Raw genomic sequence first — 21,736 nt, forward strand, 5'->3', positions numbered from 1 at the left:
GTGGCGGTTCTCCTCGGCTCTGCACGTACCGGCTCGGGGCGGCCCCCAGCGTAGACGCATTTCGCCCGAAGCCTTCTGGTTCATGAACGCGTCAACCCCCGTACACCCGACAGCTCTTGACAAGTGGTGTGCTCTGGCAAGAGATTGACGCGCGTAGATATTCGCACCACCCCCCATCCCTCACTCCGGAGTTCTCCGATGCCTTCGATACCGAGATCCGCCGCCGTCGCGACCGTCGTGGCCACCGCACTGGCCGCCGGTCTGCTCGCCGGTTCCTCCTCGGCCGCCGCCGACATCGCCACCGGCACGGCCGGCGCACGCATTCACGACATCCAGGGCACCACCCGCATGAGCCCGCTCGTCGGGCAGCAGGTCACGGACGTCGAGGGCATCGTCATCGGCGTCCGCACGTACGGCTCCTCGCGCGGCTTCTGGATCCAGGACCCGCAGGCGGACGCGAATCCGGCCACCAGCGAGGGCATCTTCGTCTTCACCGGCGCCACCCCGACCGTCGCCGTCGGCGACGCCGTGAAGGTCTCGGGCACTGTCGGCGAGTACGTCCCGGGCGGACTGAGCTCCGGCAACCAGTCGCTGACCCAGATCTCCAAGCCTGCCGTCACCGTGGTCTCCTCCGGCAACGCGCTGCCCGAGGCCGTGACCGTCTCCGGCTGGACCGTCCCGTCGGCGTACGCGCCCGAGGGCGACCCGGCCGCTGCGAACAGCATCAACGCGCTGCCGCTCCAGCCCCGTTCGTACGCCCTGGACTACTACGAGTCGCTCGAGGGCAGCAACGTACGCATCGGCACCTCGCGCGTCGTCGGCGCCACGGACCCGTACGCCGAGCTGTGGGTGACGGTGAAGCCCTGGGAGAACCCGACCTGGCGCGGGGGCGCGCGCTACGGCTCGTACGAGTCCCAGAACACCGGCCGCCTGCAGATCCAGTCGCTGGTCCCGCTCGCCCAGCAGCCGTTCCCCAAGGCGAACGTCGGCGACGTACTGTCCGGGACGACCGAAGGACCGCTGGACTTCAACCAGTTCGGCGGCTACACGATCACCGCCCGCACCCTCGGCACGGTCACCGACCGCGAGCTGGAGCGCGAGTCGACGCGCCCGCAGCGCCGCGGTGAGCTCGCCATCGCCACGTACAACGTGGAGAACCTGGACCCGTCCGACCCCCAGGAGAAGTTCGACGCGCTGGCGCAGGCCGTCGTCGGCAACCTCGCCTCGCCCGACATCCTCGCCCTGGAGGAGATCCAGGACAACAACGGCGCCAAGAACGACGGTACGGTCGCCGCCGACCAGACGATCGGGAAGTTCACGGCCGCGATCGCGGCGGCCGGCGGTCCCGCCTACGAGTGGCGCACGGTCGACCCGGAGAACAACAAGGACGGCGGCGAGCCCGGCGGCAACATCCGCCAGGTGTTCCTCTTCAACCCGGAGCGGGTGTCCTTCACCGACCGCGCGGGCGGGAACGCGACGGCCGCGACCGGTGTCGTACGGGAGGAGGGCCACGCGGCCCTCACCCTCTCCCCCGGCCGGATCGACCCGGCGAACACCGCCTGGGGGAACAGCCGCAAGCCGCTCGCGGGCGAGTTCGTCTTCCGCGGCCGCACGGTCTTCGTCATCGCCAACCACTTCGGCTCGAAGGGCGGCGACGAGGGCCTGGCCTCGCACCACCAGCCGCCGGTCCGCTCCTCCGAGGCCAAGCGCCTCCAGCAGGCGCAGGCCGTCAACGCATTCGTCAAGGACGTCCTGAAGGCGCAGCGGAATGCCGATGTCGTGGTCCTCGGCGACATCAACGACTTCGAGTTCTCGGCGACGACGCAGGCGCTGACGGACGGCGGAGTGCTGTACCCGGCGATCAAGTCCCTGCCGCGCGGCGAGCGTTACTCGTACGTCTACCAGGGCAACAGCCAGGTGCTCGACCAGATCCTGACGAGCCCGTCGATCGACGACTTCAGCTACGACAGCGTGCACATCAACGCGGAGTTCGCCGACCAGAACAGCGACCACGACCCGCAGGTGCTGCGCTTCCGCCCGTAACCGGGGTCCGGCCCGTCACCGGGTTCCGGCCCGTCACCGGGTTCCGATGTCCACGGGGTCTGGTGTCTACACGCCCGCGCTCATGCTGAGCGCGGGCGTGTAGCGCGTCACGCGGCTGCCCGTGAGCCCGGGGTAGTGCTGTACGCGCTCCCACTGCTCCGTGCGCGAGCCGATGCCGTCGCCGGGGGCATCGAGAGCCTCCTGGTGTGCCTGCGCGCTCTCCCACTCGGCGTAGTTGACGACGCGGGTGCCGTCCGTGCGGGTGTGGAAGTGGGCCGCTATGCCGCCGGGATGCATGGACGGATCGCTCTCGAGGGCGGCGAACACGGCGTCGATCCAGTCGCGCTGCCTCGCCGCGTCGGGGCCCTCGAAGTCGACCTCGACGATGACGACGCACCCCGGGACCCGGTGGTCGTCCGGGGTGCGCCGGCCGCTGCGGTAGAGCTCGTACGCGTGCAGTCCGAGCCGCTCGATGCCCGGCACGGCGGCGTCGACCTCGGCGTTCCACTCCTCCCTGAAGGCGCTCCGGGTACGGAGGAACTCCTCGAAGGCGTCGTCGCTCGCCCACTGCGTGTAGTGCAGCAGGGTGTCTCCGTCGTCGCTCGCGTACACGCTGTAGGACAGCAGGCCCGGATCCGGCCAGTCGCCGCGCCGCCAGGCGGCGGCCATCGCCTCGACGGCGGCCTTCTGCCGCACGGGCGACCCGACGCGCCAGCTGCTGATCCTGATCGCGCCGACGCCGGGACGGGTGAGGTCGGGAACGGGGGAAAGCTGCACGCTCATGATGGTCCTCCTCGGCCGTCGCACCCGTGTGGTGCGTCGCTTCGACGACCATCCTGGAACCTCAACCAAGGTTCAGGTCAACCCGTGTCAGCCTCCCACCCCCACGTCGTTGTTCGGAGCGCCGTCACCTACGGGCGGGAGGTCGCCCCGCTCCACCGGCGATGCGGGGGCCGTCGGCGCCGCGGGCAGGACCGCGTCCAGCTCGGCGTCGTCGGCGCGGTGGACGGACTCGACGGCGCGGCGCAGGGTCGCGCGGTCCACGGAGCGGTCGGCGGCGACCTGGACGACATGGCCGCCCTCGTCGCGGGCGTACTCATGACGGTCCGGCGAGCTCCGGTACCAGGCTGAGCCGTCCCGCTCGCAGGCCACCGGGGCACCCGGCGCCGAATCCACCGGCCGGGAGGCGCAGTTGGCACCGGTGAGGGAGCCCCGGTCGACGACGAGATGGATCTGTGCGGACCCGGATCGCGAGACGTACGTGCTCTGGAAGCCGTCGTGGCCGGCGGGGCCGACGGACTGCGTCGCCAGCTCGAAACCGTCCACGTCGGTCACGTAGATCAGCTCCATCGCGGACTCGATGCCGCGAGCGCGGGCCTCCAGTGCGGAACGGTCGGCTGGAGGCGTCGCGCCGACGGCGGAGGGCGCCGCACTGTCCGCGGCAGAAGGTGCCGTACTGTCCGCGGCCGACGGGCCGCCGGCCCGTTCCGTACCGCAGGCGGCGAGGGCGAGGAGCAGCGGGAGCACGGCGATACGCGCAGCACGGATCATGTACCCATCCTGCCCCGGCAACGAACACCAGTGCGCCCTCATGGCACACTCCCGCCGTGATCCTTCGCACCGCCACCCGCCGCGAACTCCCCGCAATCCTCGCCCTTCTCGCCGACGAGGACACGGTCGTCGACCCGGCGTCGGTCGTCGTCGACGAGGCGTACGAGCGGGCCTTCGCCGCCATCGAGCGGGACGACCGCAACGAAATGCTGGTGCTGGTGGACGGGGACACGGTCGTGGGCTGTCTGCAGGCGACCTACATCCCGGGCCTCGGCAGAAACGGTGCCGAGCGGGCCCTGATCGAGGCCGTGCGGATCCGGGCCGACCGCCGCGGCGCCGGTCTCGGGCGGGAGCTGATGTCCCGCGCGGTGGAGCGGGCCCGCGAACGTGGCTGCGCGCTGGTCCAGTTGACGAGCAACAAGCGGCGCACGGAGGCGCACCGCTTCTACGCGTCCCTGGGCTTCGCGCGCAGCCACGACGGGTTCAAGCTGTCGCTCTGAGCCGACGGCGTCAGAGCAGGTGACCGCCGCCGTCGACGAGCAGCACCTCGCCGGTGATGTACGACGCGTCGGCAAGGTCGAACACGGCCTCGGCGATGTCCTCGGGCAGCGCGGTCAATCGCCGCTTCCAGATCGTCGTGCGGGATGAACCGCGTGGTGCCCGCGCTGTTGACGAGGATGTCCAGGCGTCCGTACGGCGACGGCGGCCTCGACGAGGGCGGCGGCCGCGCCTTCCTCGGCCACGTCCGCCTGGACGTGGCCGGCATCCGGCAGCTCGGCGGCGAGCGCCTTGCCGGCCTCCACCGAGCGGGCGGAGTTGACGACGACCCGGACTCCGGATGCGGCGAGGCGGCGTGCGACGGCCGCCCCGATGCCCGATGACGAGCCCGTGACGGACTCCGACACTTCAGCACTCCTTTCCCTTAACCCCGAGAAGAACTAAGTGGAACTTCACGACCGTGCGGCCGAGACTGCGACCATGACGACATCACGCTCACACCCCGGCACACACCCGGACCACGACCCGCGCCCCTTCGGCCGCGCCCTCTGCGCGATGATCACGCCCTTCACCATCGCGGGCGAGGTCGACCTGGCCGGAGCGCAGAAGCTCGCCGCGCATCTCGTCGCCGAAGGCTGCGACGGGCTCGTACTGAACGGCACGACGGGTGAGTCCCCGACGACCACGGACGCGGAGAAGACAGCGCTCGTCGGGGCGGTGCGGGAGGCGGTGGGCGACCGGGCGAGCGTCGTCGCCGGTGTCGGCAGCGCGAGCACCCGGCACACCGTCGAGCTGGCCCGGGCCGCCGAGGCCGCGGGCGCCGACGGGCTCCTCGTCGTCACGCCCTACTACAGCCGCCCGCCGCAGGCCGCCGTCGAGGCGCACTTCCGGACGGTCGCGGACGCGGTGGGCGTTCCGCTGATGCTGTACGACATCCCGGGGCGCACCGGCACCCGCATCGAACCGGCCACGATGCTGCGGCTCGCCGGGCACCCGCGGATCGTGGCCGTGAAGGACTGCGCGTACGACCTGCTCGGCAGCACGAAGGTGATCGCCGGGACCTCGCTCGCGTACTACTCGGGCTGCGAGGAGCTGAACCTGCCCCTGTACGCGGTCGGCGGCGCCGGATTCGTCAGCACGGTCGCGAACGTCGCACCGCGCCCGCTGCGTGCGGTGCTCGACGCGTACGACGGGGGCAGGACGGCCGAGGCCGCCCGGCTCAACCGGCTGACGCTCCCGCTCGCCGAGCTGATGATGGCGTCCGGGCTGCCGGGGACGGTGACGGCGAAGGCGCTCCTCGACGCGCTCGGGCTGCCCGCCGGGCCGGTCCGGGAACCGCTGCAGCCCGCCGGCCGGGAGTCGGTCGACGGGCTGCTGGCGGCGTACGAGGCGCTGCGGGCGGGGCAGTAGCACCGCCCATGAGAGGTTACGCAGAGCGACACGAATGCGTCGGCTCGGTCAGTTGTGGCTGTGAAGAACCTCGTTGAGCCCGCCCCACACCGCGTTGTTCGGGCGGGCCTCGACGGCACCGGTCACCGAGTTGCGGCGGAAGAGGATGTTGGAAGCGCCGGAGAGCTCACGGGCCTTGACGATCTGACCGTCGGGCAGCGTGACGCGGGTGCCGGCCGTGACGTACAGACCGGCCTCGACGACGCACTCGTCGCCGAGCGCGATACCGACGCCCGCCTCGGCGCCGACCAGGCAGCGCTCGCCGATGGAGATGATGACGTTGCCGCCGCCGGAGAGGGTGCCCATGGTGGAGGCGCCGCCGCCGATGTCGGAGCCGTTGCCGACGACGACGCCCGCGGAGATGCGGCCCTCGACCATGGAGGTGCCCAGCGTGCCGGCGTTGAAGTTGACGAAGCCCTCGTGCATCACGGTGGTGCCCTCGGCGAGGTGCGCGCCGAGGCGGACGCGGTCGGCGTCGGCGATCCGGACGCCCTTCGGGGCCACGTAGTCCGTCATCCGCGGGAACTTGTCGATCGAGGTCACCTGCAGGTGCAGGCCCTCGGCGCGGGCGTTCAGGCGCACCGTCTCGACGTCGTCGACCGCGATCGGACCGAGCGAGGTCCAGGCGACGTTGGAGAGCAGCCCGAAGAGACCGTCCAGGTTCTGGCCGTGGGGCTTCACCAGGCGGTGCGAGAGCAGGTGCAGGCGCAGGTAGGCGTCGTGCGCGTCCAGCGGCTTGTCGTCGAGCGAGGCGATGACCGTACGGACGGCGACGACCTCGACCCTGCGGCGGGCGTCCACACCGACGGCCTTGGCGGCAGCCTCACCGAGCAGGTTCACGGCCTGGTCGGGGGTGAGGCGCTCGGTACCGGCGGGGCCGGGCTCGGCGGAGAGCTCCGGGGCGGGGAACCAGGTGTCGAGAACGGTGCCATCGCCGGCGATGGTGGCAAGGCCGGCGGCGACGGCGCCGGTGGTGCGAGGAGCAGTGGTGTCGGTCATGAGGAGAACCTAACCGGCCGGGGCGCGCACGGGCGAACCGGTCTCATGTGCCGGTCGTGGGACCGCCGGGGGCACACGGACGGCCGCGCTCCGACCGCCCGACGGGTAACGGACGGCAGCGCTCCGACCGCCGACGGATAACGGACAGCGCTCCGACCGCCTCAACGATCCCGGGGCCCGGCCGTGTGCGTCAGCGCAGCACCCGCCGCAGCATCTCGCGCGCGTACCCCTCGTCGTACTCCGTGTCCGTCAGCAGCACCTGCAGGCAGATGCCGTCCATCAGGGCCGCCAGCGCCCGTGCCGTGACCGGATCCGTCCTGTGCGAGAGGAGCTCGACGACGCCGTCGGTCCACTCCGCGGCGACCGGGCGCAGGGCGGGGCGGCGCAGGGCGGCCAGGTAGAGCTCGCACTCGAGCTCCACACCGGTGCGTTCGCCGCCGAGCCACTCCCCCATCAGCCGGGCGAGCTCCTCGGGGAGATCGGCGTCCGGATCGGCGAGGGCGCCGCTCTCCCTCAGGGCCCCGCCGAAGCCCTCGTTCGCCTGCCGCAACGCTGCGACGAGCAGCTCGTCCAGGGAGGCGAAGTGGTACGTCGTCGAGCCGAGGGGCACATCGGCCTCGGCGGCGACGGACCGATGGCTGAGCCCGGCGATACCGCTGCGCCCGACCACGCGGATCGCGGCGTCGATGATGCGCTGGCGCCGCTCCGGGTCGTAACGCCGTCCGCGTCCCATCAGTGCGCCCCGCCGAGGTTGAGGACGACGACTCCCACGATGACGAGTCCGATGCCCGCGATCTTGACCAGGTTGGTGGACTCGTTCATGAAGAGCATGCCGATCGCGGCCACGGCGGCGGTGCCTACGCCGGCCCAGATCGCGTAGGCCGTGCCGACCGAGAGTGTCTTCAGGGTCTGCGCGAGCAGGGTGAAGGCGAGCACATAGCCCGTCACGGTGATCAGTGACGGCCACAGCCTGGTGAAGCCCTCGCTGTACTTCATGGCCGTGGTGCCGGCCACCTCCGCCGCGATGGCCGCGGCCAGCAGTCCGTATCCCATGTGTACGAGTGTACGCAACGATGTGTACGACCGTACACAGTAACCGGCCGTGTCGTGAGCATGCCTCTGCCCGCTACCGTGTTCCGGTCAGACGGGGAACGAGAACAGGACAGGTGGGAGCGGGGAATGTCGGACAACGTGGGGTGGGGCCCGTACGGCGATCCGTACGGTGGCGTGCCCGGGGGGGGGACCCGGAGCACCGGGCTGGGGCGGCTGGGGGCCGCCACCGCCGCCTAAGCCGGGCGTGATCCCGCTGCGGCCGCTGACCGTCGGCGACATTCTGGGCGGCGCCATGTCGGCCATCGGGCGGTACAAGAAGCCGGTCATCGGCATTCCGGCGGCGGCGTTCGGGGCATGCAGCGTCCTCGTGGTCTGCGCCGTGGTCATCGCCTTCTCCGCCGTCAAGGACACCTTCTACGAGCTGAAGGACCTGCCTTCCGGCCAGGATCCGGAGTGGGAGCAGGTGCAGCCGCTCGTGGTCGCCTTCGGGTGTGTCGCGCTCATCGCCGTCGTGGGCTACCTCTTCTCCGCGGCGCTGGCGCAGGGAAGCATGTTCGCCACGCTCCAGAACGCGGTCGTGGGCCGCCCGGCCGGCTTCGGCTCCGTATGGCGGCAGGCCCTGCCGAGGGTGCCCGCGCTGATCGGCACCGCCCTGCTCACCGGATTGATCGCGGCGGTACCGATGGTCCTGCTGATGGTCGCCTTCGCGGTCACCCTGATCGGCCTGTCGCTGAACGGCGCCGGCGACGAGGGCCCAGGGGTCGCGGTCCTGGTGCCCCTGTGGCTCGGCTTCCTGGTGTCCGTCGTTCCGGGGGTGTGGCTCTGGGGGAAGTTCAGCCTCGCCCCCGCTGCCGTGGTGTTCGAGAAGCAGGGGCCCATCCAGGCGATGCGGCGCTCCTGGGAGCTGGTGCGCGGCCGCTGGTGGCCGGTCTTCGGCATCTCACTGCTGGGCTATGTGCTGGCCGCGTTCATCGCCGGGATGATCCAGCAGACGCTCAGCATGGTGGGCATGTTCTCCGCCATGGCGGGTGCGTCGAACCTCGGCCCCGAGCCGGAGGTGGGGGAGGTGCTGTCGGCCTTCGCCGTCTACATCGTGGTCGCCCTCGTGGCCCAGCTGATCGGCTACATCATCCAGACGACCTTCCCGCCCCTGGTGACCGGCCTGCTCTACGTCGACCAGCGCATCCGCAAGGAGGACCTGGCCCCGGCCCTGGCCGAGGCGGCCGGCATGCCCGCACCGCAGCCGCCGGCCCCGCCCGTCAGTCCGTGAGCGACCTCTTCGGCCGCAGCACACAGAACTCGTTCCCCTCGGGGTCCGCCAGCACCACCCAGCTCACGTCGTCCCCCTGCCCGACATCGGCCCGCCGGGCCCCGAGCGCGAGGATTCTTTCCACCTCGGCGGCCTGGTCGTCGGGCGTGAGATCGATGTGCAGCCGGTTCTTGACGGTCTTCTTCTCCGGCACGGGCACGAAACACATGCCCGGCATCGCGAACTCATCGGCACCGATGACGACTTCGTCCTCGGCCTCGAAGAGCACCTGCCAGTCGAGCACCTGACACCAGAACCCGGCCAGGGCGGGCAGATCGTGGGCGTCGACGACGAGGTGGTACATACGAACGGCCATGCCCGCCAGTGTGCCTGGCGGGCATGGCCGTCGGTGTTCACGCGCCGCGTGTCAGACGTTGAAGCCGAGCGCCCTCAGCTGCTCCCGCCCGTCGTCCGTGATCTTGTCCGGTCCCCACGGCGGCATCCAGACCCAGTTGATCTTCAGCTCGCTGACGATGCCGTCGGTCGCCGCCTTCGCCTGGTCCTCGATCACATCGGTCAGCGGGCAGGCCGCGGACGTCAGCGTCATGTCCAGGGTCGCGACGTTCGAGTCGTCGATGTGGATGCCGTAGATCAGGCCGAGGTTGACGACGTCGATGCCCAGCTCGGGGTCGACGACGTCGTACAGCGCCTCGCGGATCTCCGCCTCGCTTGCGGGCTTGATGGATACAGTCTCGGAGGCCGGCTTCATCGTGGCCTCGGCGTTCTCGGTCATGCGGTCTTCCCTTCGGACAGCGCCTGGGCCGTCGCGTCCTTCCATGCCATCCAGCTCAGGAGGGCGCACTTCACGCGCGCCGGGTACTTCGAGACACCGGCGAACGCGACCGCGTCCTCCAGCACCTCCTCCATCGCGTCGTCCGGCTCGATCTGCCCCTTGGACTGCATCAGCTCGAGGAATGTCGCCTGGATCTTCTGCGCCTCGGCCAGCTCCTTGCCGACGAGCAGCTCGTTCAGCACGGAGGCGGAGGCCTGGCTGATGGAGCAGCCCTGGCCCTCGTACGAGACGTCCTGGATGAGCGTGCCGTCGTACTTCACCCGAAGGGTGATCTCGTCGCCACAGGTGGGGTTGACGTGGTGCACCTCGGCGTCACCCTCACGCAAGCCCCGCCCGTGCGGGTGCTTGTAGTGGTCCAGGATGACGTCCTGGTACATCGAATCAAGCTTCACGTCAGGCCCCTCACCCGAAGAAGTTGCGGACGTGCTCCAGGCCGTCGATCAACGCGTCGACCTCGGCCGGCGTGGAGTACAGATAGAACGACGCCCGCGTGGTCGCAGGAATTCCGTACCGCAGGCAGACGGGCCGCGCGCAGTGGTGGCCGACGCGGACCGCGATGCCCTGCTCGTCGAGGACCTGGCCCACGTCGTGCGGGTGGATGTCGCCGAGCACGAAGGAGATCGCCGCGCCGCGGTCCTCGGCCGTGACCGGGCCGATGATCCGCAGGTCGGGGACTTCCTGAAGGCGCTTGACCGCGTACTCGGTGATCGCGTGCTCATGCCGCGCGATCTTGTCCATGCCGATCGAGGTGAGGTAGTCCACGGCCGCGCCGAGGCCGACGGCCTGGGCGATCGGGGGCGTACCCGCCTCGAACTTGTGCGGGGCAGGCGCGTACGTCGACGAGTGCATCGAGACGGTCTCGATCATCTCGCCGCCGCCCAGGAACGGCGGGAGGTCCTCCAGCAGCTCCTGGCGGCCCCAGAGCACGCCGATGCCGGTCGGGCCGCACATCTTGTGGCCGGTGAAGGCCACGAAGTCGGCGCCCAGGGCCTGGACGTCCAGGGGCATGTGCGGGGCGGCCTGCGAGGCGTCGACGAGGACGAGCGCGCCCACGTCCTGCGCCCGGCGGACGATCTTGTCGACCGGGTTGACCGTGCCCAGGATGTTGGAGACCAGCGTGAAGGAGACGATCTTCGTCTTCTCGGTGATGATCTCGTCGATGTTGGAGAGGTCGAGACGGCCGTCGTCGGTGAGGCCGAACCACTTCAGCTTCGCGCCGGTGCGCTGCGACAGCAGCTGCCACGGAACGATGTTGGAGTGGTGCTCCATCTCCGTGATGACTATCTCGGTCTCGTGGTCCACGCGGTAGGGCTCGTCGGCCCAGCCCAGCATGTTGGCCACGAGGTTCAGCGACTCCGACGCGTTCTTGGTGAAGATCACCTCGTCGCGGCTCGGCGCGTTGATGAAGGCGGCGACCTTGTCGCGGGCGCCTTCGTACTCCGCCGTGGCCTCCTCGGCGAGAACGTGCACGCCACGGTGGACGTTTGCGTTGTACCGCTCGTAGTAGGCGTTGAGCGCGTCGAGCACCTGGCGCGGCTTCTGTGAAGTCGCCGCGTTGTCCAGGTACACGAGCTTCTTACCGTCGTGAACCAGGCGGTCCAGGATCGGGAAGTCCTTGCGGATCGCCTCGGTGTCGAGGAGGCCCGGCAGCTGTGTCACGCGGATACGCCACCCTTCGTGTATGCCTCGTAGCCCTCGGCCTCGAGCTTGTCGGCGAGCTCGGCGCCACCGGACTCGGCGATGCGGCCGTTCGCGAACACGTGAACGAAGTCGGGCTTGATGTAGCGCAGGATGCGCGTGTAGTGCGTGATCAGCAGCGTGCCGACCTCGCCGGTCTCGCGGACGCGGTTGACGCCCTCGGAGACGGTGCGCAGCGCGTCGACGTCCAGGCCGGAGTCGGTCTCGTCGAGGATCGCGATCTTCGGCTTGAGGAGCTCGAGCTGAAGGATCTCGTGGCGCTTCTTCTCACCGCCGGAGAAGCCCTCGTTGACGTTGCGCTCGGCGAAGGCGGGGTCCATCTGGAGACGCTCCATGGTCTCCTTGACCTCCTTCACCCAGGTGCGCAGCTTCGGGGCCTCGCCGCGGATGGCGGTGGCGGAGGTGCGCAGGAAGTTGGAGACCGAGACACCCGGGACCTCGACCGGGTACTGCATGGCGAGGAAGACACCGGCGCGGGCGCGCTCGTCGACGGACATCTCCAGGACGTCCTCGCCGTCCAGGGTCACGGTGCCAGTGGTGATCGTGTACTTGGGGTGGCCCGCGAGGGAGTAGGCGAGGGTCGACTTGCCGGAGCCGTTGGGACCCATGATGGCGTGGGTCTCACCCTGCTTCACGGTCAGGTCGACGCCCTTGAGGATCTCCCGGGGGCCGTTCTCGGCGTCGACGGAGACGTGCAGGTCGCGGATTTCAAGCGTTGCCATGGGTGACTCAGGACTCCTGGGTGACGGAGACGAGCACATCGTCCCCTTCGATCTTTACGGGGTACACGGGGACGGGGCGCGTCGCGGGAAGGCCGGACGGCTTGCCGGTGCGGAGGTCGAAGCTGGAGCCGTGCAGCCAGCACTCGATCTGACAGTCCTCGACCTCGCCCTCGGAGAGGGAGACGTTCGCGTGCGAGCAGATGTCGTGGATCGCGAACACCTCGCCCTCCGTACGGACGACGGAGACCGGCGTGCCGTCGAGTTCCACCCGCTTCGGGGTGTCCTCCTCCAGCTCGCTCAGCCCACAGACTCGGACGAAGGCCATCAGAGCGCAGCCTCCAGCTCGGCCTCGATCTTGGCGATGAGGCGCTCCTCGACGTCCGGCAGACCGATCTGCTGGACCAGCTCGGCGAAGAAGCCGCGCACGACGAGGCGGCGGGCCTCCTGCTCCGGGATGCCGCGGGCCATGAGGTAGAAGAGCTGCTCGTCGTCGAAGCGGCCGGTCGCGGAGGCGTGGCCGGCGCCGACGATCTCGCCTGTCTCGATCTCCAGATTCGGCACGGAGTCGACGCGGGCGCCGTCGGTCAGAACCAGGTTCCGGTTCATCTCGTACGTGTCCGTGCCCTCGGCCGTGGCCTCGATGAGCACGTCGCCGATCCAGACGGCGTGCGCGTCGGCGCCCTGCAGCGCGCCCTTGTAGGCGACGTTGGACTTGCAGTGCGGGCTGTTGTGGGTGACCAGGAGACGGTGCTCCTGGTGCTGGCCGGCGTCCGTGAAGTACAGGCCGAGGAGCTCGGCCTCGCCGCCGGTGCCCGCGTACGAGACGCGCGGGTGGAGGCGCACGAGGTCGCCGCCGAAGGTGACCACGATGGACCTGAAGGAGGCGTCGCGGCCGACCAGCGCGTTGTGCTGGGCGACGTGGACAGCCTTGTCGTCCCAGTCCTGCACGGAGACGACGGTCAGCTTGGCGCCGTCACCCAGGACGTAGTCGACATTCGCGGCGAGGGCCGCGTCACCGGTGTGGTCGATGACGACGACGGCCTCGGCGAAGGCGCCGAGCTCGATGTGCTGGTGGCCGAAGGCGGTGCCGCCCTCGCCGTGCACGGCGATCCGGATGGGCTCCGTGAGCACGGCCTCCTTGGGGACCGTGACGACCGAGGCCTTCTCGAAGGAGGAGTACGCCTGGGCGGCGATCCGGTCCACCGGCGTGCCCGCCTTGCCGAGCCGCGCGTCGTCGCGGCCGACGGTCTCCACCGTCACCCCCTCGGGGGCGCTGACCTCGACGGTCACGCCGCCCGCGGTGGCGACCGCGGTGCCGTCGTGCAGCCCCGCGAGACGGTCCAGCGGGGTGAACCGCCACTCCTCCTCGCGCCCGTGCGGCACGGGGAAGTCCGCCACGTCGTACGACGGGGGCGCACTCATGCGGGTGGCGACGGTGGACTCGGCGGCCACCGCGATCGAGCCGGCGGTGGTGGAGCCCGCCGGGATGTTCTGAGCCTCAGCCATGGCTGTCGTAGTGCTCGCTTTCTCGGATAAGTCGGTGCTGATGGGAGGGGACGGTGGCGTCAGCCGACCGCGCCTTCCATCTGGAGCTCGATCAGCCGGTTGAGCTCGAGGGCGTACTCCATGGGCAGCTCCTTGGCGATCGGCTCGACGAAGCCGCGCACGATCGTCGCCATCGCCTCGAACTCGGTGAGGCCGCGGCTCATCAGGTAGAAGAGCTGGTCCTCGGAGACCTTGGAGACGGTGGCCTCGTGGCCCATGGAGACGTCGTCCTCGCGGACGTCCACGTACGGGTAGGTGTCGGAGCGCGAGATCGTGTCGACGAGCAGAGCGTCACAGAGCACGTTGGACTTCGCACCCGGAGCGCCCTCGCCGATCTCGATCAGACCGCGGTAGGAGGTACGGCCGCCGCCTCGCGCCACCGACTTGGAGACGATGTTCGACGAGGTGTTCGGCGCCATGTGGACCATCTTGGCGCCCGCGTCCTGGTGCTGGCCCTCGCCCGCGAAGGCGATGGAGAGGGTCTCGCCCTTGGCGTGCTCGCCCATCAGGTAGACGGCCGGGTACTTCATCGTGACCTTGGAGCCGATGTTGCCGTCGACCCACTCCATGGTCGCGCCCTCGTACGCCACGGCGCGCTTGGTGACCAGGTTGTAGACGTTGTTCGACCAGTTCTGGATGGTCGTGTAACGGCAGCGGGCGCCCTTCTTGACGATGATCTCGACCACGGCGCTGTGCAGCGAGTCCGAGGAGTAGATCGGCGCCGTGCAGCCCTCGACGTAGTGGACGTAGGCGTCCTCGTCGACGATGATCAGCGTCCGCTCGAACTGGCCCATGTTCTCGGTGTTGATCCGGAAGTAGGCCTGGAGCGGGATCTCGACGTGCACGCCCTTCGGCACGTAGATGAAGGATCCGCCGGACCACACCGCGGTGTTCAGCGAGGCGAACTTGTTGTCGCCCACCGGGATGACGGTGCCGAAGTACTCCTTGAAGAGCTCCGGGTGCTCCTTCAGCGCGGTGTCGGTGTCCAGGAAGATGACGCCCTGCTCCTCCAGGTCCTCACGGATCTGGTGGTAGACGACCTCGGACTCGTACTGCGCGGCGACACCGGCGACCAGGCGCTGCTTCTCCGCCTCCGGGATGCCGAGCTTGTCGTACGTGTTCTTGATGTCCTCCGGCAGGTCCTCCCAGGACTCGGCCTGCTTCTCGGTGGACCGCACGAAGTACTTGATGTTGTCGAAGTCGATGCCGGAGAGGTCGGAGCCCCAGGTCGGCATGGGCTTCTTGTCGAAGAGCCGCAGTCCCTTCAGACGCAGCTTCAGCATCCACTCGGGCTCGGACTTCTTCGCGGAGATGTCGCGGACGACCTCCTCCGAAAGACCGCGCTTGGCAGCGGCGCCTGCGGCGTCGGAGTCGGCCCAGCCGTATTCGTACTTGCCCAGGCCCTCGAGTTCAGGGTGAGCAGTCTCCGTGGGGAGAGTCATGCGGGGTTCCTCCCGGCCGTACTTGCAGATGCTGATGGGTTGGTCTTCGTGGTGCTGCTGGTGCTGGTGCTCGTGCCGCCGCCGGCCTTCGGGATGAAGGTCGTGCACACCCCGTCGCCGTGGGCAATGGTGGCCAGGCGCTGCACATGGGTCCCGAGCAGGCGGGAGAAGAACTCCGTCTCCGCCTCGCACAGCTGCGGGTACCGCTCGGCGGCATGGGCGACCGGGCAGTGGTGCTGGCACAGCTGCTCGCCCTGTCGGGGACTGGGCGCGTTCCGGGCCGTAGCAGCGTACCCGTCGGCGGTCAATGCCTTGGCGAGGGCCTCCGTGCGCTCCTCGGGCTCCGCGGCCTCGACGGCCCGGCGGTACGCCTCGGCCTGGGCCTCGATCCGGTCCCGGGCGAACGCGGCGACGGCCGCCTCTCCGGCGGCACCTTCGCCCGCGGTCCGCTCGATCCAGCGGAGAGCGTCGACGGCGAGCTTGTCGTAGGACTGCTCGAAGGCGTCGCGGCCGCAGTCGGTCAGCGCGAACACCTTGGCGGGCCGGCCGCGCGTGCGGGCGCCGTACACCTTCTGCTCGCGGGCGACGACGACGTCGTCGCTCACGAGCGCGTCGAGATGGCGGCGTACGGCGGCCTGGGTGAGGCCGAGCCGCTTCGCAAGGTCGGCGACGGTGGACGGTCCGTGGTCCAGGATGGACCGCGCGACCCGGTTGCGGGTGGACCGCTCCCCGGTCGCGAGTTCCTCCTGCGGAGCCTCGCCGACGTTTTTCACAACGCCATTGTTGCGTAATTCCCGAGAGAGTGACAAGCCGCGTCCCGATCAGTGGACGGTGCCGTACGTCACTTAGGGAAACCTAACCTGACCTGCGGGAATGATCATTCGTGGGATGAATGCGGGCGGCCTGCGGGGAAGCCGGCCGACGAGGTGCAGGGCATGACTGCAACCCCCGTGACCAGCCCTTTATGCCCAATATGTCCCTGGCGGCTCGATCCGAGCGCCACAGATGCCGCCGGATGCCCGCCGGCCGTCCGGACGAGTGATGCCGTACCCGTCCACGCGCCGCCTCCACGCTCACAGCAGGCCCTGCGGCACCTCGCCCTGAGGGGTGAGCTTGTCGACGGCACGCGGAAGCGCATCGGCAAGTTGGTCGGCGGCCTGCTCGGGGGTGATACCCGCACGCTGCGCGACACTGTCCAGGACCTGGTACGGGAGGGCCTGGGCGATCTCCGCACCGCTGACGGGCCGGTTCTCGCCCGTCCCGATCCAGGACTCCACCTGCGGGGCCAGACCGCCCTCGTTGAGCTCCCTCACCAGCCCTTGGAGCGGGTTGCCTCCGGCCTGCCCGCTGTCACCGACCTCGCTGAGCAGCGAAGCGAGCAGCTTGCCCGCCTCGGCGTCGGCGCCGCCGAACAGACGTTCAAGGTCGTTGTCCGCCATGGCTGTCGCCTTTCCGGTGTCCGGAGAGTGCTTCCTTCACAGCTTCCTTCACAACTTCTTCCCAGCGTTCCATTCCACGGGTCCACTCGCAGGTTCATCCGCAGGTTCACCCTCGGCCCACTCGCACGCGGCCCGGCTCCCGTCCTCAGGTCTCCCCGCCCGGCGTACGGGTCGCCGCGCGCCCACGCGCCGCCACCGCACGTGCGAAACCGGCGGCGTCGCGCACCGCAGCCCCGCCGGTGTCGTTGTTGAAGTACGCGTAGACGTCGGCCCGGTCCGGCCAGGCGTCGGCGATGCGCCCCGCCCAGCTGGTGAGCGCCTGGCGTCCGTAGCGCGGCGACGGCTCGGCCAGCCCCCCGTGGAACCGTACGTACCCCCAGTCGGCCGTCCGCCACAGCGGCGACACCGGCCGGGAACCCCTGTCCGCCCAGCACAGCGCGGCGCCGCGGCCCTTCAGGACGTCCCGGACCTCGTCGGTCCACCACGAGTCGTGCCGGGGTTCGACGGCCACCCGGACCCGGCTGGGGAAGCAGGCGAGGGCCGCGTCCAGGGCCTTGGGATCGCATTTCAGGGTGGGCGGCAGCTGGAGCAGCACGGGCCCCAGCCGGTCTCCCAGCCCTTCGGCGTGCTCCATGAGCCGCTGCACGGGCTCCTCCGGATCGTGCAGCCGTTTGATGTGCGTGAGATAGCGGCTGGCCTTCACCGCCATGACGAACCCTTCGGGGGTGCGGTCGCGCCAGTCGCCGAAGGTCTTCCGCTCGGGGAGCCGGTAGAAGGCGTTGTTGTTCTCGACGGTCACGAAGTGCTCCGCGTACTCCTCCAGCCAGAGACGCTGGGGCCGCTCGTCGGGGTAGAGCACGCCGCGCCAGTCCTTGTACTGCCACCCGGAGGTGCCGATGAGCACGGGCATACCGTGATCCTTCCCCACGGATCCCGCTCGCTCACCCATGCGGGTGAGGCGGGGTACGGGCCGGTTCGCACCCCTTGCACCCGAGACCCGCGGCAGGGGCACCTCCACCGGCTCCTTAGACTTCCCCGCATGAAGAACGAGTCCGTCGTCCAGGTGCGCGGCCTGGTGAAGCGGTACGGGACCAAGACCGCCGTCGACGGGCTCGACCTCGACGTCCGTGCCGGTACGGTGACGGCCGTCCTGGGCCCGAACGGGGCCGGCAAGACCACCACGGTCGAGACCTGCGAGGGCTACCGCCGCGCCGACTCCGGCACGGTCCGCGTCCTCGGCCTGGACCCGGTGGCCGACGCCGCACGGCTGCGGCCCCGGATCGGCGTGATGCTCCAGTCCGGCGGGGTCTACTCGGGCGCCCGCGCCGATGAGATGCTCCGCCACATGGCCAAGCTGCACGCGCACCCGCTCGACGTGGACGCTCTGATCGAGCGCCTGGGTCTCGGCTCCTGCGGCCGTACGACGTACCGGCGGCTCTCCGGCGGACAGCAGCAGCGGCTCGCGCTGGCCATGGCCGTCGTCGGCCGCCCCGAGCTGGTCTTCCTCGACGAGCCGACCGCGGGGCTCGACCCGCAGGCCCGCCGCTCCACCTGGGACCTGGTGCGCGAACTGCGCACGGACGGCGTCACCGTCGTCCTCACCACCCACTTCATCGACGAGGCGGAAGAACTCTCCGACGACGTCGCGATCATCGACGCGGGCCGGGTCGTCGCCCAGGGCAGCCCGGAGCAGCTCTGCCGCGGCGGTGCCGAGAACACCCTGCGCTTCACGGGCCGCCCCGGCCTCGACGTCGGCTCGCTGCTGAAGGCGCTGCCGGACGGCACGTCCGCGGCGGAGCTGACGCCGGGCGCGTACCGGATCAGCGGCACGGTCGACCCGCAGCTGCTCGCCACCGTCACCTCCTGGTGCGCGCAGCACGGCGTGATGCCGGACGGCATCTCGGTGGAGCGGCACACCCTGGAGGACGTCTTCTTGGAGCTCACCGGGAAGGAGCTGAGGTCGTGACCGCTGAGGTGACCACTGACATGACGTCCGGCGCGGCCGGGACGCCGGGGGCACCGGCCTCGGCCACGCCGGGTACGTACGTGCCGAAGCCTGGGGCCGCCCCCGTCGGGCGGATGATCGCGGCGCAGGCGGCGATCGAGACGAAGATGCTCCTGCGCAACGGTGAGCAACTGCTGCTGACCGTGATCATCCCCTCGCTGCTGCTCGTCCTCTTCTCGACGGTCGACATCGTCGAGACAGGTGCGGGCAGGTCCGTCGACTTCCTGGCCCCCGGTGTCCTCGCGCTGGCCGTGATGTCCACCGCCTTCACCGGCCAGGCCATCGCCACCGGCTTCGAGCGCCGCTACGGCGTGCTCAAGCGGCTCGCCGCCTCACCGCTGCCGCGCTGGGCGCTGATGACGGCCAAGACGCTGTCGGTCCTGGTCACCGAGGTGCTGCAGATCGTCCTGCTCACGGGCATCGCCTTCGCGCTCGGCTGGTCCCCGCAGGGCGACCCGGTCTCCGTGCTCCTGCTGCTCGTCCTCGGCACCGCGGCCTTCTCCGGTCTCGGTCTGCTGATGGCCGGGACGCTGAAGGCCGAGGCGACGCTCGCCGCCGCGAACCTGGTGTTCCTGCTGCTGCTGGTGGGCGGCGGGGTGGTCGTCCCGCTGGAGAAGTTCCCGGAGGCGGCCCAGTCGGTGCTCGGTCTGCTGCCGATCTCCGCGCTCTCGGACGGGCTTCGGGACGTGCTGCAGCACGGTGCCGCGATGCCGTGGGGCGACCTGGGGATCCTGGCGGGGTGGGCGGTGCTGGGCCTGGGCGCGGCCGCTAAGTTCTTCCGCTGGGAGTGAGCCGCCGGTTCCGGTGAACCGGCGGCCCCGGTGGACGGTCAGCCCCGGCGGGCCGGTACGGCGAGCAGCGCCACCGCGCACACCAGCGCTGCGGCCGCGAACACGTAGAAGACCGTGACCGGTCCCAGCGCGGCCTGCAGGATCCAGCCGCCGAGCAGCGGCGCCACGATCGCGCCGCCGCGCCCGAAGCCGGACACACAGCCCAGTGCCGTGGCGCGGGCCGATGCCGGATAGCTGGACGCCACCCAGTCGTTGAGCATGGTCAGCGCCGACTGGGCGCCGACTCCCGCGAGCGCGGTGATGCCGAGGATGACGGCCGTGCCGCCGCCCTGCGACAGGCCGAACACGGCGATCGCGGCGAGGACCGCGCTGCCCGCGGTGACCGGGCGCGGTCCGATGCGGTCGGCGACCGCCGCGAGGACGAACGAGCCGACGACCGCGCCCAGATTGAGGACGAGCGTGAACCGCAGCGCCGAGCCGAGCGGGTAGTCCATCTCGCGCATCAGCTGGGTCAGCCAGGTGTTCAGGCCGTACCAGGCGAGCAGCACCGCGAAGTTGGCGACGGTGAACAGCACGGTGCCGCGGGCGTAGGTGCCGGAGAGCACCGTGCGCACACCCGTCCGCTCACCCGTCCGGTCCTCGCCGTCGCGAGCCCCTGCCTGCGGCCGGGAGTCGGGCAGCAGGAGGTACGCGGCGACGACGACGGCCGCCGACAGCGCGGCGCCGACGCCGAACAGGCCGCGCCAGCCCAGCTGTGCACCCCATGCGGTGGCCGTCAGCGCGGCGAGCACTCCGCCGACCGGGATGCCGGCCAGCACCGCCGTCGCCACGAGCGCGGAGCGGCCGCGCGGCGCGTACTCCTTGGCGAGGGCCACGCAGGACGGCATGACACCGCCCATGCCGATGCCCGCGAGCAGCCGGAACAGACCGAACTGCCAGGGCTCGGCGGCGACCGCGCAGGCCACCGTGAACAGGGTGAACAGCGCGCCGGACACGAGGACGAGCCGGCGCCGCCCGAGGCGGTCGGCGAGCGGACCGCAGACGAGGGCGCCGATGAGCATGCCCGCGTAGGCAAGGCTGCCGAGGGTTCCGGCGAGGGATTTGCCGAGCTCCAGGGAAGCGTCGGCGAGCATCGCGGGCAGCGCGACGCCGTAGACGATGAGGTCGAACCCCTCCACCGTGATCGCCGCCGTGCACAGGGCGACGACGGCCAGGGTCAGGGCGCGGGTGCGGGCGTCGGCGGGATCGGAAGAACCGGAAGGGTCGGAAGGCTCGGAAGGGGGTGAGACGGGGACTCGAGCGTCGATGGTCATGCGGCCACGTCCTGTCACGGGGAGGCGGGAAGCCGGGCCAGGCCGCGGGCATCGGATGCCGGTGTCCCTCCGGCGCCGTACGGGCGACCTGCCGGTGACCGGGATGGAAGCAGCGTTGTTACGCAGAGAGCAATGGAACGACCGAGAAATTCCGCTCTGCGGCACAGCAGTCCTGAGCGCTTGCGCCGACGGCGCCCGTCCGTACGATGCGCGGCCCGGGCCTGCGTACGCTTCGCGGCTCGCAGGCGTACGGTCCGCGGCTCAGAACGCGGCCTCCATACGGTGCACGGCCTCCCGCAGCACCGCCGCCGCCTCGTCGAGGTGGGCTCGGGTGAAGCGCAGCGAGGGCGCCGAGACCGTGATCGCGGCCACGGCCCGGCCGCCCGGCTCGTGCACGGCGGCACCCACGGCGGAGACGCCTCGCTCGGTGTCGCCGATGTTGACGGCGTATCCACGGCGACGTACGGCGGCGAGCCGGCGGTGCAGCGTCTCGGGGTCGGTGTCGTCAGGGTGCCCGGCGCCCCGCGCACCGTAGATCTCGGCGAGCTCGGCCACGCTCAGCTCGGCGAGGAGCGCCTTGCCGCCGGAGGCGAGATGCGCGGGCAGTACGGCGCCGGCGCGACTGCCGACGCGCAGTGCATGCGTGCCCTCGATGCTGTGCAGGAAGCGCGCCTCGGCGCCTGCCCGGACCACCAGGTGCACGGTCTCGCCGAGTCTCTCGTTGAGCCACAGCATGTGCGGCCTGGCGGTCTCCACGAGTTCGTAGTCGGAGCGCTGCGACATGCCGAGGCGGTAGAGGGCGGGCCCCGGGCGGTACGCCTTGTCGGCGCCCTGCACCGCGAAGCCGCGGCCGCGCAGCGTGGCCAGCAGCCGGTGGGCGGTGGAGCGGGCGACGCCGAGGTGGTCGGCGGCCTCGCTCAGCCGCACCCGCCCCTGCTTGCGGAGCAGGAGCAGCAGGGAAAGTGCGTTCTCCACGGACTCCAGCCCGTGGGCAGGGGTCGCGGGGGTCCGGTGCGCGCTGTCGGAATTCTTCACAGCGGAATTCTACAACCGTCTTCGTTCCGCTCTGGAAAACGAGCCGTAATG

Annotated in this window: 25 protein-coding genes; 6 read left to right on the plus strand and 19 right to left on the minus strand. The window is 70.5% G+C overall.

Annotated elements, in window-relative coordinates:
- Positions 1 to 198: 198 nt before the first annotated feature.
- On the plus strand, positions 199 to 2,043 hold the full coding sequence (locus ACWCXB_RS10580; protein ID WP_450721179.1) for an endonuclease/exonuclease/phosphatase family protein: 1,845 nt from the start codon (positions 199 to 201) through the stop codon (positions 2,041 to 2,043).
- Between the two features lie 66 nt (positions 2,044 to 2,109).
- Here ACWCXB_RS10580 and ACWCXB_RS10585 read toward each other — a convergent pair whose 3' ends face one another.
- Both ACWCXB_RS10585 and ACWCXB_RS10590 read right to left on the minus strand, forming a co-directional pair.
- Positions 2,110 to 2,826 carry an antibiotic biosynthesis monooxygenase gene (locus ACWCXB_RS10585; RefSeq protein WP_450721181.1) on the minus strand — a complete coding sequence of 239 codons (717 nt, stop codon included), beginning with the start codon at positions 2,824 to 2,826 and terminating at the stop codon, positions 2,110 to 2,112.
- Positions 2,827 to 2,913: 87 nt separating this feature from the next.
- Entirely contained in the window at positions 2,914 to 3,594 is a 681-nt protein-coding gene (locus ACWCXB_RS10590; RefSeq protein WP_450721183.1) for a hypothetical protein, read from the minus strand.
- 56 nt (positions 3,595 to 3,650) lie between these two features.
- Here ACWCXB_RS10590 and ACWCXB_RS10595 point away from each other — a divergent pair, with 56 nt between their 5' ends.
- Complete coding sequence (locus ACWCXB_RS10595) at positions 3,651 to 4,094, plus strand: N-acetyltransferase family protein (RefSeq protein ID WP_450721185.1); 444 nt, start codon at positions 3,651 to 3,653, stop codon at positions 4,092 to 4,094.
- Positions 4,095 to 4,208: 114 nt separating this feature from the next.
- Here the strand turns inward: ACWCXB_RS10595 and ACWCXB_RS10600 are convergent, their stop codons facing one another.
- Positions 4,209 to 4,499: an SDR family NAD(P)-dependent oxidoreductase gene (locus ACWCXB_RS10600; RefSeq protein ID WP_450721187.1), complete on the minus strand. Its 291-nt coding sequence runs from the start codon at positions 4,497 to 4,499 to the stop codon at positions 4,209 to 4,211.
- 73 nt (positions 4,500 to 4,572) lie between these two features.
- On the opposite strand from ACWCXB_RS10600, the gene dapA reads away from it, so the two are divergent.
- A complete protein-coding gene (gene dapA, locus ACWCXB_RS10605) occupies positions 4,573 to 5,502 on the plus strand; it encodes a 4-hydroxy-tetrahydrodipicolinate synthase (RefSeq protein ID WP_450721189.1) in 930 nt (309 codons plus the stop codon).
- 48 nt (positions 5,503 to 5,550) lie between these two features.
- On the opposite strand, the gene dapD is transcribed toward dapA, so the two are convergent.
- The 3 genes from dapD to ACWCXB_RS10620 form a co-directional block, all read right to left on the minus strand.
- Positions 5,551 to 6,540, minus strand: a complete 990-nt coding sequence (gene dapD, locus ACWCXB_RS10610; RefSeq protein ID WP_450721191.1) for a 2,3,4,5-tetrahydropyridine-2,6-dicarboxylate N-succinyltransferase — start codon at positions 6,538 to 6,540, stop codon at positions 5,551 to 5,553.
- Between the two features lie 190 nt (positions 6,541 to 6,730).
- On the minus strand, positions 6,731 to 7,273 hold the full coding sequence (locus ACWCXB_RS10615) for a TetR/AcrR family transcriptional regulator (protein ID WP_450721193.1): 543 nt from the start codon (positions 7,271 to 7,273) through the stop codon (positions 6,731 to 6,733).
- The gene (locus tag ACWCXB_RS10620) at positions 7,273 to 7,593 is read right to left on the minus strand and encodes a DMT family transporter (RefSeq protein WP_450721195.1); all 321 of its coding nucleotides are present in this window, start codon (positions 7,591 to 7,593) and stop codon (positions 7,273 to 7,275) included. The genes ACWCXB_RS10615 and ACWCXB_RS10620 overlap by 1 nt, the downstream gene beginning before the upstream one ends.
- 244 nt (positions 7,594 to 7,837) lie before the next feature.
- Between ACWCXB_RS10620 and ACWCXB_RS10625 the strand changes: the two genes are divergently transcribed.
- On the plus strand, positions 7,838 to 8,863 hold the full coding sequence (locus ACWCXB_RS10625) for a DUF7847 domain-containing protein (RefSeq protein ID WP_450721197.1): 1,026 nt from the start codon (positions 7,838 to 7,840) through the stop codon (positions 8,861 to 8,863).
- Here ACWCXB_RS10625 and ACWCXB_RS10630 read toward each other — a convergent pair.
- From ACWCXB_RS10630 to ACWCXB_RS10680, 11 genes are all read right to left on the minus strand, one after another.
- Positions 8,853 to 9,218 (minus strand): VOC family protein, encoded by a 366-nt coding sequence (locus ACWCXB_RS10630; protein WP_450721199.1) that lies wholly within the window; start codon positions 9,216 to 9,218, stop codon positions 8,853 to 8,855. The two genes, ACWCXB_RS10625 and ACWCXB_RS10630, sit on opposite strands and share 11 nt — an antisense overlap.
- 51 nt (positions 9,219 to 9,269) lie before the next feature.
- On the minus strand, positions 9,270 to 9,635 hold the full coding sequence (locus ACWCXB_RS10635; protein ID WP_450721200.1) for a metal-sulfur cluster assembly factor: 366 nt from the start codon (positions 9,633 to 9,635) through the stop codon (positions 9,270 to 9,272).
- Positions 9,632 to 10,087 (minus strand): Fe-S cluster assembly sulfur transfer protein SufU, encoded by a 456-nt coding sequence (gene sufU / locus ACWCXB_RS10640; protein ID WP_450721202.1) that lies wholly within the window; start codon positions 10,085 to 10,087, stop codon positions 9,632 to 9,634. Before sufU ends, ACWCXB_RS10635 begins: the two co-directional genes overlap by 4 nt.
- Before the next feature lie 10 nt (positions 10,088 to 10,097).
- On the minus strand, positions 10,098 to 11,354 hold the full coding sequence (locus tag ACWCXB_RS10645; protein ID WP_450721204.1) for a cysteine desulfurase: 1,257 nt from the start codon (positions 11,352 to 11,354) through the stop codon (positions 10,098 to 10,100).
- The gene (gene sufC / locus ACWCXB_RS10650; protein ID WP_450721206.1) at positions 11,351 to 12,115 is read right to left on the minus strand and encodes a Fe-S cluster assembly ATPase SufC; all 765 of its coding nucleotides are present in this window, start codon (positions 12,113 to 12,115) and stop codon (positions 11,351 to 11,353) included. Before sufC ends, ACWCXB_RS10645 begins: the two co-directional genes overlap by 4 nt.
- A gap of 7 nt (positions 12,116 to 12,122) precedes the next feature.
- A complete protein-coding gene (locus tag ACWCXB_RS10655; RefSeq protein WP_385411296.1) occupies positions 12,123 to 12,440 on the minus strand; it encodes a non-heme iron oxygenase ferredoxin subunit in 318 nt (105 codons plus the stop codon).
- Entirely contained in the window at positions 12,440 to 13,621 is a 1,182-nt protein-coding gene (gene sufD / locus ACWCXB_RS10660) for a Fe-S cluster assembly protein SufD (protein ID WP_450721208.1), read from the minus strand. The genes ACWCXB_RS10655 and sufD overlap by 1 nt, the downstream gene beginning before the upstream one ends.
- Before the next feature lie 59 nt (positions 13,622 to 13,680).
- The gene (gene sufB / locus ACWCXB_RS10665) at positions 13,681 to 15,102 is read right to left on the minus strand and encodes a Fe-S cluster assembly protein SufB (RefSeq protein WP_450721210.1); all 1,422 of its coding nucleotides are present in this window, start codon (positions 15,100 to 15,102) and stop codon (positions 13,681 to 13,683) included.
- A complete protein-coding gene (locus ACWCXB_RS10670; RefSeq protein WP_450721212.1) occupies positions 15,099 to 15,875 on the minus strand; it encodes a helix-turn-helix transcriptional regulator in 777 nt (258 codons plus the stop codon). Before ACWCXB_RS10670 ends, sufB begins: the two co-directional genes overlap by 4 nt.
- A gap of 300 nt (positions 15,876 to 16,175) precedes the next feature.
- Positions 16,176 to 16,541: a YidB family protein gene (locus ACWCXB_RS10675; RefSeq protein WP_450721214.1), complete on the minus strand. Its 366-nt coding sequence runs from the start codon at positions 16,539 to 16,541 to the stop codon at positions 16,176 to 16,178.
- Between the two features lie 145 nt (positions 16,542 to 16,686).
- Positions 16,687 to 17,451, minus strand: a complete 765-nt coding sequence (locus ACWCXB_RS10680; RefSeq protein WP_450721216.1) for a DUF72 domain-containing protein — start codon at positions 17,449 to 17,451, stop codon at positions 16,687 to 16,689.
- Between the two features lie 129 nt (positions 17,452 to 17,580).
- On the opposite strand from ACWCXB_RS10680, the gene ACWCXB_RS10685 reads away from it, so the two are divergent.
- Complete coding sequence (locus tag ACWCXB_RS10685) at positions 17,581 to 18,507, plus strand: ABC transporter ATP-binding protein (protein ID WP_450721217.1); 927 nt, start codon at positions 17,581 to 17,583, stop codon at positions 18,505 to 18,507.
- Positions 18,508 to 18,527: 20 nt separating this feature from the next.
- Entirely contained in the window at positions 18,528 to 19,337 is an 810-nt protein-coding gene (locus tag ACWCXB_RS10690) for an ABC transporter permease (protein ID WP_450721360.1), read from the plus strand.
- 38 nt (positions 19,338 to 19,375) lie between these two features.
- Here the strand turns inward: ACWCXB_RS10690 and ACWCXB_RS10695 are convergent, their stop codons facing one another.
- A complete protein-coding gene (locus ACWCXB_RS10695) occupies positions 19,376 to 20,650 on the minus strand; it encodes an MFS transporter (protein ID WP_450721219.1) in 1,275 nt (424 codons plus the stop codon).
- 261 nt (positions 20,651 to 20,911) lie between these two features.
- Positions 20,912 to 21,685, minus strand: a complete 774-nt coding sequence (locus tag ACWCXB_RS10700; RefSeq protein ID WP_450721221.1) for an IclR family transcriptional regulator — start codon at positions 21,683 to 21,685, stop codon at positions 20,912 to 20,914.
- Positions 21,686 to 21,736 lie beyond the last annotated feature (51 nt).

Source organism: Streptomyces sp. NPDC001514 (assembly GCF_053597075.1).